Origin of the sequence: Maricaulis sp. (assembly GCF_030149425.1) — a bacterium.
Classification (GTDB): Bacteria; Pseudomonadota; Alphaproteobacteria; order Caulobacterales; family Maricaulaceae; genus Maricaulis.
Window position 1 is genome coordinate 63,403 of sequence record NZ_JASBRQ010000002.1, and the last position, 19,405, is coordinate 82,807.

The 19,405-nt window shown below is 61.7% G+C and carries 17 protein-coding genes and 1 tRNA gene; 4 read left to right on the forward strand and 14 right to left on the reverse strand.

Going from position 1 to position 19,405, the window contains the following annotated elements:
- Positions 1–13: 13 nt before the first annotated feature.
- From Q1V57_RS00340 to Q1V57_RS00370, 7 genes are all read right to left on the reverse strand, one after another.
- A complete protein-coding gene (locus tag Q1V57_RS00340) occupies positions 14–478 on the reverse strand; it encodes a MaoC family dehydratase (protein WP_300526806.1) in 465 nt (154 codons plus the stop codon).
- Positions 478–2,190, reverse strand: a complete 1,713-nt coding sequence (locus Q1V57_RS00345) for a class I adenylate-forming enzyme family protein (RefSeq protein ID WP_300526807.1) — start codon at positions 2,188–2,190, stop codon at positions 478–480. Before Q1V57_RS00345 ends, Q1V57_RS00340 begins: the two co-directional genes overlap by 1 nt.
- Positions 2,191–3,438: an acyl-CoA dehydrogenase family protein gene (locus tag Q1V57_RS00350; RefSeq protein WP_300526808.1), complete on the reverse strand. Its 1,248-nt coding sequence runs from the start codon at positions 3,436–3,438 to the stop codon at positions 2,191–2,193.
- A gap of 40 nt (positions 3,439–3,478) precedes the next feature.
- Positions 3,479–4,270, reverse strand: coding sequence for an SDR family NAD(P)-dependent oxidoreductase (locus Q1V57_RS00355; RefSeq protein ID WP_300526809.1), 792 nt, complete (start codon positions 4,268–4,270; stop codon positions 3,479–3,481).
- Between the two features lie 25 nt (positions 4,271–4,295).
- Complete coding sequence (locus Q1V57_RS00360; RefSeq protein ID WP_300526810.1) at positions 4,296–5,435, reverse strand: acyl-CoA dehydrogenase family protein; 1,140 nt, start codon at positions 5,433–5,435, stop codon at positions 4,296–4,298.
- Between the two features lie 21 nt (positions 5,436–5,456).
- A complete protein-coding gene (locus tag Q1V57_RS00365) occupies positions 5,457–6,626 on the reverse strand; it encodes an acyl-CoA dehydrogenase family protein (protein ID WP_300526811.1) in 1,170 nt (389 codons plus the stop codon).
- Between the two features lie 97 nt (positions 6,627–6,723).
- Positions 6,724–7,632: an acyl-CoA desaturase gene (locus tag Q1V57_RS00370; RefSeq protein WP_300526812.1), complete on the reverse strand. Its 909-nt coding sequence runs from the start codon at positions 7,630–7,632 to the stop codon at positions 6,724–6,726.
- A gap of 295 nt (positions 7,633–7,927) precedes the next feature.
- Here Q1V57_RS00370 and Q1V57_RS00375 point away from each other — a divergent pair, with 295 nt between their 5' ends.
- Positions 7,928–8,173: a hypothetical protein gene (locus Q1V57_RS00375; RefSeq protein ID WP_300526813.1), complete on the forward strand. Its 246-nt coding sequence runs from the start codon at positions 7,928–7,930 to the stop codon at positions 8,171–8,173.
- A 62-nt stretch (positions 8,174–8,235) separates the two neighbouring features.
- Here the strand turns inward: Q1V57_RS00375 and ccmI are convergent, their stop codons facing one another.
- The 5 genes from ccmI to Q1V57_RS00400 all read right to left on the reverse strand — a co-directional run bounded on the left by ccmI (position 8,236) and on the right by Q1V57_RS00400 (position 13,643).
- Positions 8,236–9,048 (reverse strand): c-type cytochrome biogenesis protein CcmI, encoded by an 813-nt coding sequence (ccmI, locus tag Q1V57_RS00380; RefSeq protein ID WP_300526814.1) that lies wholly within the window; start codon positions 9,046–9,048, stop codon positions 8,236–8,238.
- Positions 9,045–9,515 (reverse strand): cytochrome c-type biogenesis protein, encoded by a 471-nt coding sequence (locus Q1V57_RS00385; RefSeq protein WP_300526815.1) that lies wholly within the window; start codon positions 9,513–9,515, stop codon positions 9,045–9,047. The genes ccmI and Q1V57_RS00385 overlap by 4 nt, the downstream gene beginning before the upstream one ends.
- The gene (locus Q1V57_RS00390) at positions 9,512–10,045 is read right to left on the reverse strand and encodes a DsbE family thiol:disulfide interchange protein (RefSeq protein ID WP_300526816.1); all 534 of its coding nucleotides are present in this window, start codon (positions 10,043–10,045) and stop codon (positions 9,512–9,514) included. Before Q1V57_RS00390 ends, Q1V57_RS00385 begins: the two co-directional genes overlap by 4 nt.
- On the reverse strand, positions 10,042–12,030 hold the full coding sequence (locus Q1V57_RS00395) for a heme lyase CcmF/NrfE family subunit (protein WP_300526817.1): 1,989 nt from the start codon (positions 12,028–12,030) through the stop codon (positions 10,042–10,044). Before Q1V57_RS00395 ends, Q1V57_RS00390 begins: the two co-directional genes overlap by 4 nt.
- Before the next feature lie 137 nt (positions 12,031–12,167).
- Entirely contained in the window at positions 12,168–13,643 is a 1,476-nt protein-coding gene (locus Q1V57_RS00400; RefSeq protein ID WP_300526818.1) for a sodium/proline symporter, read from the reverse strand.
- Positions 13,644–13,856: 213 nt separating this feature from the next.
- Between Q1V57_RS00400 and Q1V57_RS00405 the strand changes: the two genes are divergently transcribed.
- The 3 genes from Q1V57_RS00405 (at position 13,857) to Q1V57_RS00415 (ending at position 15,790) form a co-directional block, all read left to right on the forward strand.
- Entirely contained in the window at positions 13,857–15,077 is a 1,221-nt protein-coding gene (locus Q1V57_RS00405; protein ID WP_300526819.1) for an acyl-CoA dehydrogenase, read from the forward strand.
- A 208-nt stretch (positions 15,078–15,285) separates the two neighbouring features.
- Positions 15,286–15,555 (forward strand): hypothetical protein, encoded by a 270-nt coding sequence (locus tag Q1V57_RS00410; protein WP_300526820.1) that lies wholly within the window; start codon positions 15,286–15,288, stop codon positions 15,553–15,555.
- Between the two features lie 144 nt (positions 15,556–15,699).
- A tRNA-Ser gene (locus Q1V57_RS00415) sits at positions 15,700–15,790 on the forward strand.
- Positions 15,791–15,940: 150 nt separating this feature from the next.
- Here the strand turns inward: Q1V57_RS00415 and Q1V57_RS00420 are convergent.
- Positions 15,941–16,933 carry an agmatine deiminase family protein gene (locus Q1V57_RS00420; RefSeq protein ID WP_366145043.1) on the reverse strand — a complete coding sequence of 331 codons (993 nt, stop codon included), beginning with the start codon at positions 16,931–16,933 and terminating at the stop codon, positions 15,941–15,943.
- Positions 16,934–17,050: 117 nt separating this feature from the next.
- Positions 17,051–19,378: a penicillin acylase family protein gene (locus Q1V57_RS00425; protein ID WP_300526822.1), complete on the reverse strand. Its 2,328-nt coding sequence runs from the start codon at positions 19,376–19,378 to the stop codon at positions 17,051–17,053.
- Positions 19,379–19,405: the final 27 nt, after the last annotated feature.

Consider the following 19,405-nt stretch of genomic DNA (forward strand, 5'->3'; position numbering starts at 1 on the left):
TCTCTTGTCTGTCTTACTTGCCGAGGATTTGCAGGGTCAGCCAATGGCCGATCAGGGCCGGCTTGTCCTCGCCCTCGATTTCAACACTGACGCCATAGCGCAGCATCCACTGGCCGGGCTGGCGTTCGGTCGCATCTTCCAGCGTGAAACGACCGCGTACCTTCTTTCCGGCGCGCACAGGCTGCAGGAAGCGAATTTTGTCGAAGCCGTAATTGATACCCATCGCGATGCCCTGGAGCGAGAAGCCCAGATCCATCGCCATCGGTGACAGCAGCGACAGGGAGAGGAAACCATGCGCAATGGTGCCTCCGAAGGGTGTTTCCTTCGCGGCCCGCTCCGGGTCGATATGGATGAATTGCGGGTCCTCGGTGACATCGGCAAAAACGTCGATGCGCTTCTGATCGACCTCGATCCAGCGCGATACACCGATTTCCTTGCCGACCAGGTCGGGCAGATCTGCAGGGTTGACGCTTGGCATCAGGCTTCAGCCTCCTCAGTCAAAAGCATTTTGCGCAGGCCCGGCTTGTCGACCTTGCCGGTGCCGCCGCGCGGCAGTGGCTCGTCGAACCGCCAATAGCGTTCCGGACGTTTGAACTTGGCCAGGTGCGGCTCGAGGAATTCGAGGATCTCTTCGTCGCTCATATCGACGCCGTCACGCAGCAGGATGGCGGCACCGACGCGCTCGCCGAGACGTTCATCAGGGATACCGATGACACCGGCTTCGACGATGTCGGGGTGTTTGGCCAGAGCATGCTCGACTTCAAGGCAGGAGACGTTTTCCCCACCACGCAGGATCATATCCTTGATGCGATCGACGATGAAAAGGAAGCCGTCCTCGTCAAGGTAGCCGATATCACCGGTTTTGAACCAGCCATCCTCGGTCAGCACCGCCGCTGTGGCTTCGGGCTGGTTGAGATACCCGCGGAACAGGATCGGTCCCTTGATCCAGACCTCACCGGGCTCACCGGTCGCTGCATCACTGCCATCATCCTTGACCGTCTTGATGTCGGTAACGGCCGGCGTCGCCCGGCCACAGGACCCCGGACGCGCCTGGTAGTCATGCATCGAGACATAGGCGCCAATGGCGTTGGTCTCGGTCAGGCCATAACCCGACGAGGCCCAGGCCTGCGGGAAGTTTTCGTTGAGCTTGTCGACATGGGCCGGCGGACGCTTGGCGCCACCCGCGGAAATGTCTTTCATGCTGTCCAGCGAGGTGCCGCGGCGCTCCGCCTCCAGCGTGATCTCGTGCGACATGGTCGGCACGCCGACCACATTGGTGATCTCTTCCGCTTCGATGAGATCGACCGCATCACCGGCATCCCATTTGCGCATCAGCACCATTTTGCGGCCGGTGACGAAGGACATCATCATCACTGCGTGCGAACCGGTACAGTGGAAGAGCGGCACGGCCACCAGGACCGCCGGGTTTTCGCCGAACAGGTCCTCGTCATTGTTAGCCGCCTTCACAGCCGCGCCGACCAGGGCATAAGACAGCACCGTCGAGACCGCGCCGCGATGGGTGAGAACGGCGCCCTTCGGCTTACCCGTCGAGCCGGACGTGTAGAAGATCGCGAAATCGCTATCGGTATCGATCTGCAATTCCGGCGGCGCCTTGCCAGCGCCGGCTTCCAGAATCTGATCGAGATGATCGTCCACTTCGGTGACATCGCCGCGTCCCGCGATCAGCGTCAGGCCGAGCTTGTCCTTGTAGGGACGGATACGATCGGCCTGGCGGAAACCGGCGATCACGAGCTTGGCGCCGCAGTCTTCCAGCGCGTACTCCATCTCCTCACCCGTCCACCAGCCATTCATCGGTACGACGACACCGCCGGCGCAGAGAATACCGAAGAAGCTGGCAATCCATTCCGGTGAATTACGCATGGCCAGCGCGATGCGCGTGCCCGGCGTGACACCATGGCGCTCGATCAAGCCGTTGGCGATCGCGACAGCCTTGCCGATCAGCTCACCATAGGTCCAGCGTTGATCCTCGAAGACGATGGCGGTCTTCTCGGCATGCTCCATGGCGGCGACGAGCAGGAAGCGCAGGTCCGCCGGGGCACCGGTGTAGACGCGATGGGTAACACCGCGGATCTCCGCCGCGCCGAGTTTGAACATCTCCTCGTTTTCGAGGATATGCATGACATAGGGCTCGACCTGGGCCCGTGTCGGACCTTTGCGCTCGGCGCTCATCTAGCCCTCCAACGCTTCGTTGACATAGCGCTTGAGCTCCTTGCGGCCGATGACCATACGGTGCACGGCATCGGGACCATCAGCAAAGCGCAGTGTGCGCAAACCGGCCCACATGCCGGCCAGCGGTGTGTCCTGGGAAACGCCAGTGCCGCCATGCATCTGCATCGCTTCATCCACCGTATCGAGAGCGACACGCGGCGCGATGACCTTGATCTGCGAAATCCACGGCGCTGCCGCGCGCGGATCGCCCTGATCCATCATCCAGGCCGCTTTCAGGCACAGAAGCCGCGCCTGCTCAATCGCCATGCGGCGCTCGGCGATGATATCCACATTGGCCCCCAGCTTGGCCAGCGGACGGCCAAAGGCCTCTCGCGTGACCGAGCGGCGGCAAAGCAGCTCCAGCGCCCGCTCGGCCTGACCGATAGCGCGCATGCAGTGGTGGATACGACCCGGCCCAAGGCGTCCCTGGGAGATTTCAAAACCACGGCCACGGCCGAGGATAATGCTATCAGCCGGAATGCGCGCATTGGTGAAGCGGATATGCATATGCCCATGCGGCGCATCATCATGCCCGAACACCGTCATCGGACGCAGGATCTCGATCCCGTCAGTATTCTTGGCATCCACCAGGAATTGCGAGTGCTGACCATGACGGCCGGCCTCCTCGCCTTCGGTTTTGGCCATCAGGACATAGACTTCGCAACGCGGATCACCGGCGCCGGAGGCCCAGTATTTCTCGCCATTGAGAACCCACCCATCGCCCTCAAGCACAGCAGAGAAGGAGATATTGGTCGCGTCGGACGAGGCCACATCGGGCTCGGTCATGAGATAGGCCGAACGGATCTTGCCCTCGAGCAGGCCGCCAAGCCATTTCTCTTTCTGGGCCGGCGTCCCGTAACGCTCGATGACTTCCATATTGCCGGTATCCGGCGCGGAACAGTTGAACACTTCCGGCGCCAGGAAGGACCAGCCCATTTCCTCGGCGAGGTGGGCGTATTCGACGGTGGAGAGGCCATAACCGCGATCGCTGTCGGTCAGCCAGAAATTCCACAGGCCGCGTTCTCGCGCCTTGGCCTTGAGGCCTTCACGGATCTCATTTTGCCGGTCGGTAAATGCGAAGCGATCCCCTCCCGGGGCCTTGCCGACCTCGTGATGATACTCGTCTTCCAACGGCATGATTTCATCACGCACCATGGCGCGAACCTGATCGATGAGCGGCTTGACGCGCTCCGAAACTCCAAGATCCATGCTATCTCCCTCGCGCTTATTGTTTTGACTTTAATTCACCTTAGACGGGACGCCCGCGCGCGCCCACCATCATACGTCGAAATTTCCGCATACCGCCGATCCACCGGTCACGCTCGGTCGCCCTAAGGGCTTCATACTGCGCGACCTGCGGGTGCGGCAGGGCCAGAAAATGCTTGTTCTCGATCGAGGCCATCAAGGCATCGGCCACGTCAGACGGCTCGACGATGCCGTCCGCTCCGGCGATACCGCCATCCTCGCTATCGCCAATCATGTCGGTCCGGACCGCCTGCGGGCAGACGCAAACAACCTGCAAGCCCTCATCGCCATGGGTTATGGCCAGGCTTTCGGCAAAAGAAACCGCGGCGTGCTTGGTGGCCGTGTAGGAGGAGGCCCCGATCTGCCCGAGCAAACCGGCAGCCGAGGCGACGATCGCAAAGATTCCGCCACCACGCGGCTTCATCCGCGGCCAGACCTGGCGCGCCGAGCGCACCGCGCCCATGACGTTGACTTCGAAGCTGTCCTGCCAGGCCTTGTCCGTCGCACCGGCCGCATCCCAGCTGGGGTCATCGGCGCGCAGAATGCCCGCATTGGAGACAAAGACACTGACCGGGCCGAGCTGAGCCTCGGCCTGGTCGAGGAATTTTCCGATCTGGGCTTCATCGGTGACGTCGAGCGTCATGCCCAGTGCACCGATCTCCGCGGCGGTTTCCTCCGCGCCGTTGAGATCACCGATCGCCACTTTCGCGCCCTTGGCCTTGAAGGCCTCGGCGATGGCGCGCCCGATTCCGCGCGCGCCCCCTGTGACGGCTACCACATGGTCTGAATAGTCCATCTCAAGCCCTCCCCGGCTCTGTGGATCAGTATTTGCGCAGGCGGGCGAACTTGTCGGTATGGTAGTTGGTATCCCCGAACAGCGCAGCGGCCACGCGAACGCGCTTGATGAAGAAGCCGATATCGTACTCATCGGTCATGCCGATACCGCCATGCATCTGGATCGCTTCCTGCGCCGCCAGCTGAGCCACGGAGCCCATCTTCGACTTCGCCGCTGAAACCATCATCGCGGCATGATCCGGTGCCAGATCCAGGGTCTGAAGCGTCTTCAGAACGATGGACTTGCCCAGTTCGATCTCGGAATAAAGATGCGCCGCGCGGTGCTGCAGGCCCTGATAGGTCCCGATCACCTCACCGAACTGCTTGCGCTCCTTGAGGTACTCGACCGTCTGCTCGAGGCATTCCTGGGCCGAACCCGACATCTCAGCCGACAAACCCGCCCGGCCGGCATCAAGCACGGCTTCCAGCGGCTTGTAGCCATTATCGACATCGCCCAGCACTGCATCGGCATTAAGCTCGACATTGTCCAAAATCACCCGGGCAGAGTTGCGGCTGTCGACCATGGAGGCGCGCTCAATGGTGACCCCTGCCGCGTCCTGCGGCACCAGGAAAAGACTGACACCGTCTTCTTCCGCATCGCCGCCCGCGGTCCGGGCCGAAACGATGAGCATGTCAGCGATGTGACCATCGGCGACAAAGCTCTTCTTGCCGTTCAGCTTGAAGCCATTTCCGGAGCGCTCGGCGCGCGTCTCGACATGAGCCGGTGCGTGCTTGCGGCCTTCGTCAACAGCGAGAGCCGTAATCGCCTTACCGCCCGCGATGCGCGGCAGCCATTCGCCCTTCTGTGCTTCCGAGCCGAAACGGGTCAGCGCCGTGGCGCCCATAACGGCGGTCGACAGGAAGGGTGACGCGGTCAGCGTGCGCCCCATCTCCTCGGCGATAACGCCGGCGGCGACATGGCCCATTTCCACACCGCCATGGGCTTCGGGAACCAGTACGCTGGTCCAGCCCATCTCGGCCATCGCTTTCCAGGTATCACGGTCGAACCCGTCGGCGCTTTCTGTATCGCGCAACTTGCGCAACTGACTTACCGGTGCGCTGTCGGCCAAAAATCCCTTGGCCGCGTCTTTCAGCATGCCGGCTTCTTCGCTCAATACCATTGCCATGGTGAAACTCTCCCCGGATGCCTATGCGGTCGGCAAATTCAAAATGCGCTTGGAAATGATGTTGAGCTGAACCTCGGAGGTTCCGCCCTCGATGGAGTTGGCCTTGGTCCGCAGCCAATGACGGGCAACGTCATTTTCCTGGTCCCACTCCAGGCCGTCATGGCCTGAACTGTCCATCATCAGTTCAAAGCGGCGCTTGTTCAGCTCGGTGCCATAGTATTTCAGCATAGAGGAATTGGCGCCCACGCCCTGGCCGGATTTGGCCTCGTCAGTCACGCGCTCCATGGTCGCCATAAAGGCCAGACCATCGATCTCAGCCCGCGCCACATCGGTCCGCAGCACCGGGTCACAAAGCTGGCCCGCATCATTGAGACCAAGCTGCTGAACCGCAATATCGCCCATCGGGCGCATCGCCCCGGTGCCGGTACCGCCGATCATTTCGCGCTCATGGGTGAGCAGATATTTGGCGATGGTCCAGCCTTTGTTCTTCTCGCCGACGAGATTGTATTTCTCGCACCGGGCATCGTCGAAGAAAGTCTCACAGAAAGGCGACTTGCCGGAGATCAACTTGATCGGCTTGGTAGTCACGCCCGGCTGGTCCATATCGACCAGAACGAAGCTGATGCCTTCATGCTTGGGCGCGTCGAAATCGGTGCGCACGAGCGCGAAAATCCAATCCGCCTCGTCGGCATAAGAGGTCCAGACCTTCTGACCATTGATCAGATAGTGATCGTCCTGATCCTCGCACTTGGTCATCAGCGAAGCCAGATCGGACCCGGCATTGGGTTCGGAATAACCCTGGGCCCAGCGGATTTCGCCGCGCGCGATCTTGGGCAGGTGTTCTTTCTTCTGCTCTTCATTGCCGAATTTGAGCAGAGCCGGCCCAAGCATCCAGATGCCGAAAGACATCAGCGGCGAGCGCGCCTTGATCGCCTTCATCTCATCGCGCAGAACCTTGGCTTCTTCCTTGGAGAGACCGCCGCCGCCGTACTCGACCGGCCATTCCGGCACGGTCCAGCCCTTGGCTGCCATGCGTTCGAGCCAGACTTTCTGGGCTTCGCTCTGGAAGGTCCAGTTCCGGCCACCCCAGCAAGCATCCCCCTCGCCGGTCATGGGTTTGCGCATTTCCGGCGGGCAATTCTCTTCCAGCCAGGCGCGCGTCTCCGCGCGGAAGGTTTCAAGGTCCGACATAGATCTCCCCTTTATCGGCTCAGATGACGTTTACGCACACGTCAACTTAGCGCCCATAGCTCTTCCGGCCAGTGGGACGCAGCAGGCAAAACGCGCCTCAGGCGAATTGAGGCGCGATTTCTAGGTTTTTGGCAAGCCCCAGACGCCGCAGAACGAGCAAAAACGTCCCGTTGTAATCAACGACCCGGTTCCAGAAGCCATTCTTCGGCAAATGCAGCGCACTGCGCGGATGATCATGGTGGTGATCATGCAGCGCCTCGCCGCCGGTCAGCAGCGCCAGAAAATAATCAAACCAGAGCGGCGTCTTCATGTGACCGAACACATTCACACCGAGCGTGGTCGCGTGGAACTGGATGGCACGACCGATGATGACACTGGCATGCAAAAGCGCCGTCAGGATCAGCGAGCCACCGGACAGGGCGACAATCGCATAGATCACGGCCGGCACGGCAAAGTGCAGGATCAGTGAAAGGGTGATATGAAACTTGTCACCGAAGAGCACGACCTTGTTCTCCTTCAGCCACATCGGCATCGGGCGCTCCAGGTCTTTCTCGTCACGCCAAAGGATCCAGCCGACCCAGGCCCAGCGCTTGCTCTCGAACGGATTGTGCGGATCGCCGGGCTTATCGGCGAAGCGGTGATGCTGGGAATGGTAGTTTACCCAGTCGCGCAGTGAGCCCTGCATGGCCAGGATGCAATTGAACATGGCGAAAACCTGGGCCGGCCATTTGATCTCGCCGGCGCGGTGCTGCCAGATCCGGTGCAGTGGCCCGATGCCCATATTGCACATGAAGATGGTGAAAGCGGTCACCGCGAGGGCGATCGGGGCATACCACCAATGCAGGGTCAAACCTTCGAGCGCCAGACCGAGTACGATCATGGTGACGAGCAGAGCAAGCCCGAGCGCCGGATAGATAAAGGCGGAAAAGGCGCTGGCCCAGTTGAGCGTTTTCCAGGATTTCAAAATGGCCTCTGACCGGGCCAGGATGCGGGGAGACGTAGTCATGAACGCGCTCTCTTATGATGTGACGCCCTCGACCTGGGCGCTTCGTTGGACGAAACATTCGGGCGGAAGGGGGTGGAGGTCAAACCCGATTTCATCTCTTCGCCAGCGCGGCGAATCGATCACTGCGAACGATTCCACGCTGGAAATCCGAGCAATTTCCTACCAAAACCCGCGAAGAAAGCTGAAAAACCCGCATGTTTTATTCCGATTTATCGATAGTCAGGATGGACCCCGGCTGCGGATTACGGTTTCGTAATGGTGAATGATCCTTTGATTCACGGCTGGGGAGGCGATGATGAAGAGTGGACTGATGGCGGCAGGTGCCGCTGTGCTGGCTGCAGGTGCAGTCGTTTTGTGTCCCGCGTCTGTGCGCACCGAAATCGCGGAGCGTACAAGTGTTCCTGAAGGCTATGCTGCGGAAGCCGAACGCCAGATCGATATGTTTGTGGCCTGGCTGCGCGACGATGCCTCCAAGCCCGAGCAAGAAGCTCGCGCGAGCATCCGGGATGACAGTTCCCTGGTGCGAGAGCTGACGCCCTGAGCAAACAGGCCTTCGAGAAAAAAGCCCGCCGGTCTTCCGGCGGTTTTTTTCTGTTCCGGTTTCTATTCCGGCGGGGACAGCGCCGCCAGGCGCGCATCAATGAATTGGCGTGCCGGGTCGCCCTCCTGCATCTCGTCTCTTAGGGCTCGCAGAAGGCTGGCGCCGAGCTCAAGATCGCCGTCCTGCAGCACCGCCTCGGCCAGATAGACCCGCGCGATCAGATGCTCTGGGTCGAGCTCCACCGCCCGGGAGAAGGCTTCGCGAGCGGCCGGTGTCAGCGCACCATTCTCGGAGAAGACGTAGGCTTGGCCCAGAAGCGCGAAGAGCTCGGCTGAGTCCGGACGGCTATTGATCGCGTTATTGAAGGCAATCGCCGCTTCGCCAAAACGGCCGAGCGCCAGATAGGCCTGCCCAAGCCCTGTCCATCCGTCCGGGTCATCCGGGTTCTGCATCAACCGTTCAGCCAATGCATTGACCTCGGTCACCAGCTCTCGCACCGGTTCAGGAATTTCCGCCTGCTGCGGCGGCGCCTGCCCGATCAGCTGCGGATTGCCCGTGCTCATATAGATCGCAACGGCGCCCATCGCCGCCAGGGCCGAAAAGGCAATGCCCGCCTGCCGCAAACGCGCGCTGGGCGCACCATCAAGGTCGGTATGCTGCTGCGCGGCCAGCAGGCGACGATTGATGTCCAGTTCGACCTGGCGCGCCTCGTCCTCGCCGATCAGGCCCAGCTCGCGATCGCGCTCGAGCTCGGCCAGCTGCCCTTTGAAGACCCCCAGCCCGTCCGCTGCAGCCACACCGTCGCGGCGCAGAAACGGATAGACCAGCGCCAGGATAACTAGGGCACTGGTCGAACCAATCAGAACCCAGATCATTCCAGCCCCTCCTCGCGTTTAAGCGCCGCGAGTTGAGCTTCTTCCTCAGGACTCAACTCGGTTTCTCCGGCTTGGTCCTGGCGTCGCACAAAGAAGAAGGCCAGCCCGCCAGCGAACAGGAGCAATACGATCGGGAATCCCCAAAGCACCAGTGTATTGGCCTGTACCGGCGGCAGCATGAGGACGTAATCACCATAGCGTTGTTGCAAGTAGGCCCGCACTTCCGCGTCGCTATCGCCGGCCAGCAGGCGTTCGCGCACCACCACTCGCATATCACTCGCCAGATCGGCATTGCTGTCACCAATGCTTTGGCTCTGGCAGACGACACAGCGCAGTTGGCGATAAAGCACCATAGCGCGCGCCTCCAGCTCCGGATCATCCATGATTTCGTCAGGCCCCGGGCGGGCCAGCGCCTGTGCCGACAGCGAGATCAGCAAGGCGAGCAGGATCAGGGAAAATCGCATCATTCTTCGCGCAAGGCCTCGATCATGGGACGCAGGGTCTGGCGCCAGACATCCGGTGTAATGACACCGACATGGCGATAGCGTACCCGCCCTGCCCGGTCGATGACGAAGGTTTCCGGTGCCCCGGTAATGCCGAACTCGATGGCCAGACGGCCGGAGGCGTCGTCGCCGATACGGGTATAGGGATTGCCGTGGCGCTGCAGCCAGGCTGTCCCCGCCCCCGGCGGATCGCGCCAGTCAATGCCGTAAATCGGCACCTCTCCGGAGCGCGCGATCAGCATCAACATGGGATGTTCGACCAGACAGGGCGGGCACCAGGATCCGAAATAATTGAGCAGCACGACCTCACCGGTCAGGTCGGCAGAGCTGAGCCCCTGATCAAACCCCTCGATGGGCGGCAAATCGAACTCCGGCAGCGGCGCGTCGATCAGTTGCGACGGGATATCGGTCGGGTCCTCGCGCAGGCCAACAGCGAAATACACTGCGAGAGCGAGGAAGAGCGCAAGCGGCGCGAAGACAATAAATCGGCTCATTCCGCCACCTCCGGCTGGGCCTTGGCCGGCGGCGGAACCGGTTTGCGGCCCAGTGATCGCCGACCCCTGTCAAGAATGGACAGGAGACCCCCCAGGGCCAGGATCAAACTGCCGATCCACAGCCAGACGGCCAGCGGATAGACATAGATGTGCACCGGCCAGCCGCGACCTTCGACCCGCTCGCCAATTGTGACATAGAGATCGCCCTGGATCCGGCCGACAATGCCGGCCTCGGTCGTGCCCATGCCGCGGACCGGATAGAAGCGGCTTTCCGAGACAATATCGGTGACCCGCACGCCATTGCGGCTGGCTTCGAAACGGCCGACCTCGGCGACGTAATTGGCTTCTTGTGCCTGGTTTACCTCGGCCAGGGTGATGACATAGCTACCGATCTCGACCCGGTCGCCCTCGGCCATGAAGGCCCGCGCTTCATGCTTCCACGCGCTCACCCCGGTAATCGCGATAATGGCGACCGCCAGTCCCAAATGGGCGACAATCATGCCCCAAATGCCCAGCGGCAGATTGCGGGCTCGCGCCATCGAGGCGGCAAAATCGATCTCGAACAGCTTGATGCGGGATTTCAGGTCAAGCAGGACACCGACACCGACCCAGACAGCGAGGCCCGTACCCAGCGCGCCGGCGAGCTTTTCGCGGTCGGCAAGCCAGAATGCAATCACCAGTGCCGCCGCACTTGCAGCCAGCGCTGGCCACAGGGTTTGCCAGATCCTGTCCAGCTTGCCGCGCTTCCAGGCGATCAGGCCGCTGATCGGCACTAGCAGGAAGAGCGCCCCCATCAGCGGATTGAAGACAGCATTATAGAACGGCGCGCCAATGGTCAGGGTTTCATCGCTCACCGTGGTGATGAAGAGCGGATAGAAAGTTCCGAACAATACCACCGCACAGGCGACCGAGAAGACGATATTATTGATCAGCAGCGAGCTTTCACGGCTCACCGGTGAGAACACGCCGGTCGGCTTGAGGGTTGCTGCGCGCAAGCCGAAGAGGAAGAGCGCCCCGCCGATCAGAACCAGGAGGATGAGCAGGATGAAGACGCCACGCTCCGGATCGACCGCAAAAGCATGTACCGAGGTGATGATGCCCGAGCGCACCAGGAAGGTACCGACCAGGCTCAAAGAGAAACTCATCAGCGCTAGCAGGACAGTCCAGGCTTTCAGCGTATCGCGCTTTTCCATCACCCGCAGGGAGTGGATGAAAGCGGTACCAGCCAGCCAGGGCATCAGCGAGGCGTTCTCGACCGGATCCCAGGCCCACCAGCCACCCCAGCCGAGCTCGTAATAAGCCCAGCTTGCGCCCAAGGCGATACCAATGGTGAGGAAGGTCCAGGCCGCGAGCGCCCAGGGGCGCACAATTCGGGCCCAGCGCGCATCCACCCGCCCTTCGATCAGGGCGGCGACAGCGAAGGAGAAGGTGATCGAGAACCCGACATAGCCGGCATAGAGCATGGGCGGGTGTGAGGCGAGACCGGGGTCTTGCAGGAGCGGGTTGAGATCATTGCCGTTGAGCGGCGCCGGCCAGAGCCGGGCAAACGGGTTCGATGTGAACAACAGGAAAGCGGTGAAAGCCGCGGTGATCGCACTTTGAACCGCGAAGGTCAGGGTGATCAGCTTGGGGGCCACCGCCTTGCCGGCATAGGCCAGGACCGCCGTATAGGCCGTCAGGATCAGACACCAGAGCAGCATCGAGCCTTCATGATTCCCCCAGACGCCGGTCAGCTTGTAGAGGAAGGGCTTGTCGGTGTGGGAGTTGTCCGCCACCACAAGGACGGAGAAGTCCGACACCGCGAAAAGCCAGGTCAGACAGGCAAATGAGACCAGGATGAGAGCGAATTGCGCGACCGCACCGGCCCGCGCAAAGCCGAAAATCGCCGGATCATTGGCCCTCAGCCCGGCAATGGTCAGACCGGACTGAAGAACGGCAACGCAAAAGGCGAGGATAAGGAGGAAGTGACCCAGTTCAGCAATCATGGCCGGGACTTCTTATGTTCTGACGCGCAGGTCAAGCGGTCGGGGTGTCGCAGGGGGAGTCCCTCCGGCTTGCCAGCGGCCAACGCAGCGAAACTGCAACAACTCCGCGCCGGTTGCCTAAGCGGACTGATAAACTATCAGGCTCGGGTTTGCTCACCGCGGCCGGCCCAGAGAATACCCAGCGCAGGCAGCCAGGGCACAAGCCGCTCGAACGGGTCACCGGGCAGCACGGCCCAGCCATGCATTACCCCCATCAAACCACCAGACACCTCGCCCGCCGGGATTTGACCGATCAGGTTGAAGATCACGGTCAAGGCGAACCCCGTGACCATGGCCGACAGGATCGCCCAGCCGGCGGGTTCATAGCCGAGCACCCGCATCACGACGGTCGGTCCGAAGGCAGCACCGAGTGCGGCCCAGGCAAATAGTACGCGTGCGAATATTGAGCTTTCAACGCTCAGGGTCAGCACCACAGCCAAGCCGGCAATGACGGCCATGACAATGCGGGAGATCGTCACTTCGCGCCCGGGGAAAAGTTTGACCAGGCGCATATCATGGGCCACCGCAGCCGATGCGGAGAGAAGAATGCTGTCCACAGTGGACATGATGGCCGAGAGAATGGCCGCGATGACGATACCCGCCAGAATGGGAGGCAGGAGATCGCCGGCAACACGGTAGAACAGGGTTTCACCATCCAGCCCGCCGCCCATCAGAGCCCGCCCCGACAAGGCCAGAACGCTCATGCCGACATAGACCAGCACCGCCCAGGCGATCGCGATCTGGAAACCGCGCCGCCGGGCCGGCTCATCCTTGATCGCCATCAGGCGGGCAAGCAGATGCGGCTGCCCCATCGCGCCGACCCCGACGCCCCAGACACCGAGGATAAAGCCGACCAAAATCCAGCCGGCAAACCCGCCAGTGATGTCGAGATATTCCGGTGGCGTCGAGGTAGCGAGACCATCAGCAATACCGCCAAAACCGCCCGCCGCCATGAAAGCAGCCAGCGGCAAGAGCAAGGCAACCAGAGCCATCATCGCGCCCTGCAGCATGTCGGTAACGCTGACCGCCCAGAAGCCTCCGAGGAGCGCGTAGATCAGGACCACGCCGGCCCCGAGCAGAACCGCTTCCCGGGTATTCAGCCCGAACTGGGTCTCGAAGGCGCTGGCCGCCGCACCGAATTGCGCCGCGATGTAAAAGATGAAACAGAAGACGATCATCAGCGCCGCCGTCAGGGCGATGGCATACCGCATCGACCCGGTGCGTGTGGCCGTGAGGAAATCAGTCAGGGTGACATGGCCCTTGGCCTGCGTCTCATCGCGCAGGCGACGACCGAAGAACAACCACACCGCGGCATAGCCACCCCAAATGCCCGGCACCATCCACAGCGCAGACAGTCCGTTGAGATAGACAAAGCCGGAAAAGCCCAGAAGCACCCAGGCCGATGACGTCGAGGCGGCGTAGGACAAGCCCGACACCCAGGCTCCAACCCCCTGCCCTGCCAAGAAGAAATCGCTTTCGGTGCGGGTACGTTTGGCAGCCCACAGGCCGACCAGGATCAAAACCAGCTTGTAGACGATCAGCGTGATCAGAACGAGAAGTCCGTCGGTCGTCATAAGCCCCCCCTTCGGCATAGCAACCAGCTATCCCACCGCCTCGCTTAACCTGCTTTGGCCAGAAGGACAAAGCCATAGCCGTCTGACACCGCGACGGCATGACCAAACGGGCACAATGAAATACACTGGCGGGGTTGTCTTGGCGCAGCAAGAGATCGATACCAGACGCCAGACATGCCCGCCCGGCGGGCCCGGCGTACGAGGAGAAGCCCGATGAACGAGATGACCCCGCTGAAACAGAAAGACGCCCCCGATCTGGGCGCGTTCGACTGGGCTGACCCGTTCAAGCTCGACGATCAGCTGACCGAAGAAGAGCGCATGGTGCGCGATGCGGCCCATGCCTACGCCCAGGACAAGCTGCAATCGCGCGTCATTGAAGCCTATCGCGAAGAGAAGACGGACCCGGCGATTTTCCGGGAAATGGGTGAGCTCGGCCTGCTTGGCGCGACCATCCCGGAAGAATATGGCGGCGCCGGTCTGGGCTATGTCGCCTACGGCCTCGTGGCACGCGAAGTGGAGCGCGTCGATTCGGGCTATCGCTCGATGATGTCGGTTCAGTCCTCGCTCGTTATGTATCCGATCTATGCCTATGGCTCGGAAGAACAGCGCCGCAAGTATCTGCCCAAGCTTGCATCGGGCGAATGGATTGGCTGCTTCGGACTGACAGAGCCGGATGCCGGTTCTGACCCCGCCGGCATGAAGACCCGCGCCGAGAAAACGGCAAGCGGATACAAGCTGACCGGCTCGAAAATGTGGATCTCGAACTCGCCGATCGCCGACGTGTTTGTGGTCTGGGCGAAATCAGACGCGCATGACGGCAAGATCCGCGGCTTCGTGCTCGACAAGGATACGCCTGGGCTGTCCGCCCCCAAGATCGGCGGCAAGCTGTCACTGCGCGCCTCGATCACCGGCGAGATCGTCATGGACGGTGTCGAGGTCGGCGAAGACGCGCTCTTGCCCAACGTCTCCGGCCTGAAAGGCCCGTTCGGCTGTCTTAACCGCGCCCGCTACGGCATTTCCTGGGGCGTGATGGGGGCCGCCGAATTCTGCTGGCATGCGGCACGGCAATACGGTCTCGATCGTATCCAGTTCAACCGCCCGCTGGCCCAGACCCAACTCTACCAGAAGAAGCTGGCTGACATGCAAACCGAGATCACGCTGGGCCTGCAAGGATCCCTGCGCGTTGGGCGCCTTATGGACGAAGCCGCTGCAGCGCCGGAGATGATCTCCATCATGAAACGCAATAACTGCGGCAAGGCGCTCGATATCGCCCGCCTCGCCCGCGACATGCATGGCGGCAACGGTATCTCTGAAGAGTACCAGGTGATGCGCCACATGGCGAACCTGGAAACGGTCAACACCTATGAAGGCGCACATGATGTTCACGCCCTCATCCTTGGCCGCGCCCAGACTGGACTTCAGGCGTTTTTCTAGGACTGGTGACGGGCAGTGGGGCGCCACTGCCTGCCCCCTCCAATGCGAAAAATTGCGTTACAAGACAAGCCGGGACGCCCCTGTCGCCCGGCTTTTTGTGAACAAGAATACTACTCAAATTATTTTTTTGATTGAATTACAATTTTGTATTGTACGCGTCAGAGGCGACGGCTAGCGTCTCCCTGCAATCTGAAAGGGAGTGTTTGAAATGTTCAAGAAAACTGCAGGCTTGATTGCGGCGGGGGCCGCAACTGTTGCGCTCACGGCGACCGCTTTTGCTTTCGTCGATGCCGCACCGGAGGCAGCGCCGGCCGAAGCGCCGCGGCTGAGCTCGGCCGAGATCAGCGCCTATCTGAACGCTCAGGGCGGGGATGTGACCTGCGAGGAAATCACCGGGCCGTTCGGAGAGTGTATTGCGCTCATCTGTACCGACCGGTTCGGTAATCGCGAACTGCGCACCTGCGACGGCGACCTCTAGCCTCCGCAGACCGGGTAACGAAGCGTGAGACGGCCCTCGCCAGCCCGGCGGGGGCCGTTTTTATGCGGTGTCATCTGTAGCTTATGCAGCATCTGCCGCGACACCCCCTTGCGAGCCTCGCCAGAGATCATTAGACCGGTGAGTGGACAGGTGGCCGAGTGGTCGAAGGCGCTCCCCTGCTAAGGGAGTAGGCGGTGTCCCCGTCTCGTGGGTTCGAATCCCATCCTGTCCGCCATTTTCTTCTCTCGATATCGGGTTCGGTTCCAATTTTGCGCGGGCCCAAACTATTCCGCGGTTCCAAGACATCGCCTGGGCGCTGGCAATTCGAGCGGGCTCGACTTTAGCCTGCCAGCACCGCCATTACCTCAATGAGCCGCGGGCATACTCAGCGCTGCGCAGCCCAGGCGCGCAGCCGTGCTGCGTTTTCGCCGCGCAATTGCCAGGACATGCAGCGCACACCACCGCCCATCGCACAGACTTGGCCCGATTGCACCGGGACAACCGTCTTGTCCGTCCAGGAGCGGACCGCGGCCAAGGCCTCGGCATCCTCGGCAATGCCGAATTGCGGCAGATAGATACGGTCCGGCGTCACCAGCATGTTGGTATATAACCCGCAAGCCGATCCGAAGCGCTCATCATAGATATCGCTGCCGTCATAGGGCGTTACAATGATGTGGATGGTGACACCGGGCAGGCCGGCTCTCAGATCGGCCACCAGCGCGTCGGCATAGGCGGGATCCTCCGGATAGGCATTGATCACCAGAGTGTTGGCATCGATAAAGGCAACGACGCCATCGGCATGCTCGAGGCCGCCCTGCTCGTCCGCCTCGATGAAAGCGACATGTTCTAGACCGTAGCGCTGTTGCAGCAGCGCCCGGCCCTGCGCCTCAGTGAGGGCGTTATCGCGGAGAAATTTGCGGCTGAGGACTGCGCGGTCGGCATAATCATCAACAAAATTGCCGCCATCATTGAGCCAGTCAGATTCGGTAAAGTCGAGCCCGGCCGCCTGCATCAATCCGGCGAGTTCCTCCTGGACGTGATCAGCTTCATCCTGCCCGTCCCGACCGCCACCCTGCCCTTCCGCAGTATAGCGGAACATGACCGGGGCATTGGCGTTTGAGAGGCTGAAATCGCGCATCCAGATATCGTCCTGGGGCGCGATGGCGACACGCTCGGGGCCGAGCGCTGCGATATAGGCGGGGGCAGACCGGGCATCAGCCAGAACGAGGAAATCATCATGCACCTGGACCGCTTGGGCATAGGCGACATGAAACTCGAAAATCCCGGCGGCAACATCTGCGTAATACGGATCGCCATAACGTGGCGCCGCGACCACGATCAGCTCGCGCTCAGACTGCATCACCGTCTCATCTTCCATCCGCGCGGCTGCACCGGTCTCACCGCCACAGCCGGCCAGTATCAGGCACAGCCCCATCAGATATGAACGCACTGTCCACCTCCGCTTATCCCCTCGGCCGGCCTCATGCCCTCGCCTCTAGCGCTGGATGATCGAGGTGGACACGGCCGCTGCCCGCGCCTCGTCGATATCGAGATACAGGGCCTCCCAGCCCTTCTCGGAGTAGAGCCGGGTCTGATCACCATAATGCGGTGAGGTTGGGTCGGTGGATTGGGAATAGGTCAGCACGCCTTCACTGCGCACACCTTCATCTGAAAACTCGACCGTCATGATCCAGCTCGAACCATGGCGAACACTCGTCCACCCAGTGCCCGGAACCGGGCTGCCCGGAATGATCATGTTGAACACACCGGTACCGGACGGGCCGCCATGGATCGGGATACGCGTCTCCCCGCGCATCTCCCCCATGACATCGCCGAGCGGCGCATCCGGCGCCAGCTGCAACTGCGCCAGCTGCTCGGCAGCAGAGCGCAGCGCCGCGAGTACCGCCGGATTGTCACTGGCAAGGCCGACCGGGGTGGTCGCCCCGTTTTCCGCATCGAAGGCGCCGGCGAACACATCCCCGCCCGCCAGCAGGTAGAGCGCCATGACATGGGCGCCGGTACTGTTCAGATTGACCTTGAGATCCCATCCCGCCAAGGCGTCGCACAGCGGCTGCAGCGCAGCATCGCCGCTGGCCTCGCACACCTCGACCACGCTATCGCGCAACAGCTCGCCGCCATGATGGCGGTTGGAATACATCACCGCCTGGACCGTTTCGAGGTCGAAACCGGCTTCGCCAAGACCATCCGTTCCGGCCAAACGCTGGGCTATTTGATCGAGCGCCAAGCGTGTGCGCATCGAGCGCGGGGTCGCTTCATCGCCCCAGATCGGGCTGTACCCGGTCAGCGGTTCGGCCGGGTTGGTCAGCCAGGGCGAGTCATTGGACTGGGCGACAAAATCGGGACGGAAGAGATGGGGCGCGTCGGCCGGGCCGAACACACCCGGCGCCGAAGCTTGATCCCCGTCCTGCCAGCGACAACTGGAATCGGAGGCATCCAGGATCGGTATCCGGGCCCGCATCCAATAGCCTTGCGCCAGCTCGGACACGGCACAGCGCATGACAAGCGCCGTATCAACATTGGGCACTAGGCCCATATCGCCATAAAAGGCGCCACCTTGATGATCCACGGCCATGGTGTTGAAGGCGGTTGCCTGATAACGCGACAGCGCATCATGCAAAGTCTCGACATTGTCCGCCTCATACATCGCCAGATACTGGTCGATAATGCGCAGACCACCGCTCGGGGCAGCGAAAGCAAAGGCCGTCTCGGCCGACCATGGCATGCGTTGCGAAACAGCGACAGGACCGAATTCGGTCTCCCAGATGGTCCGGGTGACCGGCGTGGTTTCACCATTTTCGCCAAGGACTTCAACGGTGACGTTATTGGCCATCATGGCACGGCTGGCCCCGTCAATCAGGTAGCGGGTCGGGTCAGCAGGATCCAAGGTCAGCTCGTAATAGCCAAAACGCCGGGCCGTCGACACGGTATGGGTCCAGGCAATGTTCTCGGTATGGCCAATGCCGACAAAAGGCGTTGTGATCAGGCCCGCCCCGACCACATTGAGCTCACCGGGGATGGTCAGACCCACGCGATAAAAGCGCAGCGCCCCGTCCCAGGGATAGTGCGGATTACCGAGCAGGACCGCGTTGACATCCTCGCGCGTCCCGTCAGATCCGACAGCATAGGCGTTCGACCCCATACCCCGGCGCTGGACCAGAAGATCCTCCACCCTCGCCTCGCTATGGGTGGCATCGGCACCGGCCGGTGGTTCGGCGGAGGTGACCGCCTGGATCGGTTGTCCAAAGGGAAGCGTCAAGGCGCCATACCAGATGTCCTGCGGCGAAAGCTCCCGCACCCAGGCCTGTCCGGCGCAATTGGGGTCACCGGTTACGGTATTGGCCAGGACATGGTTCACCCCGTCGGCAAACCCTTCGATAAAGGCGCGGGCATCGTCGCTCGGCGTATCCACGGCACCGGGCTCGCCCGCCAGAAGGGCCTCAACCGTGCCGGCGTTGCGAATACGGCGATGATAGACATCGCTGGCGATATTGGCGTTATTCTCGCCGGCGCCGAGGAAGGCAGCGCGCTCACCTCGCACCGTCATAGCGCGGTCCATGAGCAGGCAGAGATTGTCTTCCGCCGCGACAAAGCCGGCGCCAAAGCCGAGCCCTTCGTGATCCGAGGCGATGATACGCGGCACCCCATAGGGTAGCCGCAGAATTTCAACGGATGCCGCTGTGTCCGCTTGCGCAGATGGGGCCGTCAGCCCGGCAACACTATCCCTGACACTGGCACAGCCGGCCAGGACTGCGCACAAAGTCATGCCCGTCAGGGCGGTGGTAAGCGAACGACGCGACTTCATCGACCGGTCTCCCCCGTAATTTCGGGG

Excerpts from the sequence above, each read along its gene's own strand:
- Q1V57_RS00340 (WP_300526806.1), bottom strand. The coding sequence starts at position 478 with ATGCCAAGCGTCAACCCTGCAGATCTGCCCGACCTGGTCGGCAAGGAA.
- Q1V57_RS00345 (WP_300526807.1), bottom strand. The coding sequence starts at position 2,190 with ATGAGCGCCGAGCGCAAAGGTCCGACACGGGCCCAGGTCGAGCCCTAT.
- Q1V57_RS00350 (WP_300526808.1), bottom strand. The coding sequence starts at position 3,438 with ATGGATCTTGGAGTTTCGGAGCGCGTCAAGCCGCTCATCGATCAGGTT.
- Q1V57_RS00355 (WP_300526809.1), bottom strand. The coding sequence starts at position 4,270 with ATGGACTATTCAGACCATGTGGTAGCCGTCACAGGGGGCGCGCGCGGA.
- Q1V57_RS00360 (WP_300526810.1), bottom strand. The coding sequence starts at position 5,435 with ATGGCAATGGTATTGAGCGAAGAAGCCGGCATGCTGAAAGACGCGGCC.
- Q1V57_RS00365 (WP_300526811.1), bottom strand. The coding sequence starts at position 6,626 with ATGTCGGACCTTGAAACCTTCCGCGCGGAGACGCGCGCCTGGCTGGAA.
- Q1V57_RS00370 (WP_300526812.1), bottom strand. The coding sequence starts at position 7,632 with ATGACTACGTCTCCCCGCATCCTGGCCCGGTCAGAGGCCATTTTGAAA.
- Q1V57_RS00375 (WP_300526813.1), top strand. The coding sequence starts at position 7,928 with ATGAAGAGTGGACTGATGGCGGCAGGTGCCGCTGTGCTGGCTGCAGGT.
- ccmI (WP_300526814.1), bottom strand. The coding sequence starts at position 9,048 with ATGATCTGGGTTCTGATTGGTTCGACCAGTGCCCTAGTTATCCTGGCG.
- Q1V57_RS00385 (WP_300526815.1), bottom strand. The coding sequence starts at position 9,515 with ATGATGCGATTTTCCCTGATCCTGCTCGCCTTGCTGATCTCGCTGTCG.
- Q1V57_RS00390 (WP_300526816.1), bottom strand. The coding sequence starts at position 10,045 with ATGAGCCGATTTATTGTCTTCGCGCCGCTTGCGCTCTTCCTCGCTCTC.
- Q1V57_RS00395 (WP_300526817.1), bottom strand. The coding sequence starts at position 12,030 with ATGATTGCTGAACTGGGTCACTTCCTCCTTATCCTCGCCTTTTGCGTT.
- Q1V57_RS00400 (WP_300526818.1), bottom strand. The coding sequence starts at position 13,643 with ATGACGACCGACGGACTTCTCGTTCTGATCACGCTGATCGTCTACAAG.
- Q1V57_RS00405 (WP_300526819.1), top strand. The coding sequence starts at position 13,857 with ATGAACGAGATGACCCCGCTGAAACAGAAAGACGCCCCCGATCTGGGC.
- Q1V57_RS00410 (WP_300526820.1), top strand. The coding sequence starts at position 15,286 with ATGTTCAAGAAAACTGCAGGCTTGATTGCGGCGGGGGCCGCAACTGTT.
- Q1V57_RS00420 (WP_366145043.1), bottom strand. The coding sequence starts at position 16,933 with ATGGAAGATGAGACGGTGATGCAGTCTGAGCGCGAGCTGATCGTGGTC.
- Q1V57_RS00425 (WP_300526822.1), bottom strand. The coding sequence starts at position 19,378 with ATGAAGTCGCGTCGTTCGCTTACCACCGCCCTGACGGGCATGACTTTG.